Origin of the sequence: Microbacterium sp. CPCC 204701 (assembly GCF_004010105.1) — a bacterium.
Classification (GTDB): Bacteria; Actinomycetota; Actinomycetes; order Actinomycetales; family Microbacteriaceae; genus Microbacterium.
Genome location: NZ_RRYE01000482.1, coordinates 1 through 1,935, shown reverse-complemented (window position 1 = coordinate 1,935; position 1,935 = coordinate 1). Strand labels below are relative to the sequence as shown.

The following is a 1,935-nucleotide window of genomic DNA, read 5'->3' as shown; positions in this document are numbered from 1 at the left end:
CGCCAGGCTCCGGCACGCCCGGGCCCGGAACCCCTGAGCCCGGCACAGCCCAACCCGGCCCCGCCCCTCGAGCGGAGCTCGCCGGCGAGCTTCGGATCTTCGCCGCCGCTTCGCTGCGGCCCGCGTTCGACGAGCTGGCGACGCGGTTCGAGCAGCGGCATCCGTCGGTCGACGTTCTGCCGATCTCGTACGACGGCTCCAGCACGCTGGCGACCCAGCTCGTCGAAGGCGCCCCGGCCGACGTGTTCGCGTCGGCGGACGAGGGAACGATGGACCGGGTCGTCGAGGCCGGTCTCGCACCCGACCCGGTGGTATTCGCGAGCAACACCCTCGTGATCGCCGTCCCGCGCGGGAATCCCGGCGGAGTCGAGACGATCGAAGACCTGGCCGACCCCGCGCTCACCGTCGTCCTCTGTGCTCCCGAAGTGCCGTGCGGCGCGGCATCCGTCGCGCTCCTCGCCGACAACGGGGTCGCGGTGACGCCCGCGAGCCTGGAGCAGAACGTGACCGCGGTGCGGACCAAAGTCGCCGCGGGTGAGGCTGACGCCGGACTCGTGTACGCCACGGACGTGCAGGGCGGTCCCGACGTCGCAGCGGTCGCCGCCGCGGGCTCGGAGCGCGTCGCGAACCGGTATCCGGTCGTGGCACTCGAAGATGCGTCGAACCGCGACGCGGCAGAGGCGTTCGTCGCCTTCGTCACCTCGGAGGACGGACGCGCCGTCCTCACCGAGCTGGGGTTCGGCGCGCCGTGAGCGTGCAGGCGACCGTCGGCCTCGGCGCCGGGACCGATCGCGGAGAGCGCGAGGGCTTCGTGCCCCGGGTGCTCGCTGTGCCGGCGGTCGTCGGGCTGGCGCTTCTCGTGCTTCCGCTCGGCGCGCTCGTCGCGCGCGTGGAATGGGCGACGCTGTGGCGAGACGTCACGTCGCCCGAGGCGCTGTCGGCCCTCGGACTCTCGCTCGCGACCGGCGCCGTCGCGACGCTCGCGTGCATCGTGCTCGGGGTTCCGCTGGCGCTCCTGATCGCCCGCAGCAGGGTGCGCACCGCCGCCGTGCTGCGCGCCATCGTCACGGTCCCGCTCGTGCTGCCGCCGATGGTCGGCGGTGTCGCGATGCTGTTCCTCCTGGGGCGCACGAGCCCGCTCGGCGGAGCGCTTGCAGAGTTCGGCATCCGCATCCCGTTCACCACCGCTGCCGTCGTGCTGGCGCAGACGTTCGTCGCACTGCCGTTCCTCGTGCTCGCGCTCGAGGGCTCGCTGCGCGCGACCGGTGTCGGCTACGAGCAGGCGGCGGCGGGCCTCGGCGCCGGCCGGTGGACGATCCTCCTGCGCGTCACCCTGCCGCTCGCCGCACCCGGGCTCATCGCCGGCATCGTCCTGTGCTTCGCGCGCGCGATCGGCGAGTTCGGGGCGACGGCGCTGTTCGCGGGCAACGCCCCCGGGGTCACCCAGACGATGCCGCTCGCGATCTACACCGCGTTCAACGGCGCGGGCGTCTCGCAGGGCACGGCCGTCGCGCTGTCGCTGCTGCTGCTCGTCACCGCGATCGGCGTCCTGCTGCTCGTGCGCGCGTGGCGCGCGGAGGCGCCGCGATGACCGTGGATGCGCCGGTGTCGTACGAGCCCGCCGCCGTAGGGCTCGACGCGCACGTGGTGGTCGACCGCCCGGGTTTTCGTCTCGACGCGTCGCTGCGGGCCGCGCCCGGCGACGTGCTGGCGCTGATGGGCCCGAGCGGTGCGGGCAAGTCGACCCTCCTGGCGGTGCTCGCCGGGCTTCTGCGTCCGGGCGCAGGGCACGTTCGCCTCGGGGGACGAACGTTGCACGCTCCGACCGTGCGGAACATCGCGCCGGCCCGGCGCGGCATCGTCCTGCTCGGTCAGGATCCGCGCCTGTTCCCGCACCTCACCGCGCTCGCGAACGTCGCGTTCGGTCTGCGCGCG

General features: G+C 74.1%; 3 protein-coding genes. All 3 read left to right on the top strand.

Annotated elements, in window-relative coordinates:
- The coding region (gene modA, locus EIO58_RS17035; protein ID WP_127820458.1) for a molybdate ABC transporter substrate-binding protein at positions 1-752 on the top strand (752 nt) is incomplete at its 5' end.
- A 2-nt stretch (positions 753-754) separates the two neighbouring features.
- Positions 755-1,591, top strand: a complete 837-nt coding sequence (locus tag EIO58_RS17030; protein WP_127820459.1) for an ABC transporter permease — start codon at positions 755-757, stop codon at positions 1,589-1,591.
- A partial coding sequence (locus EIO58_RS17025; protein WP_127820457.1) for an ATP-binding cassette domain-containing protein occupies positions 1,588-1,935 on the top strand: 348 nt, incomplete at its 3' end. The genes EIO58_RS17030 and EIO58_RS17025, both read left to right, overlap by 4 nt.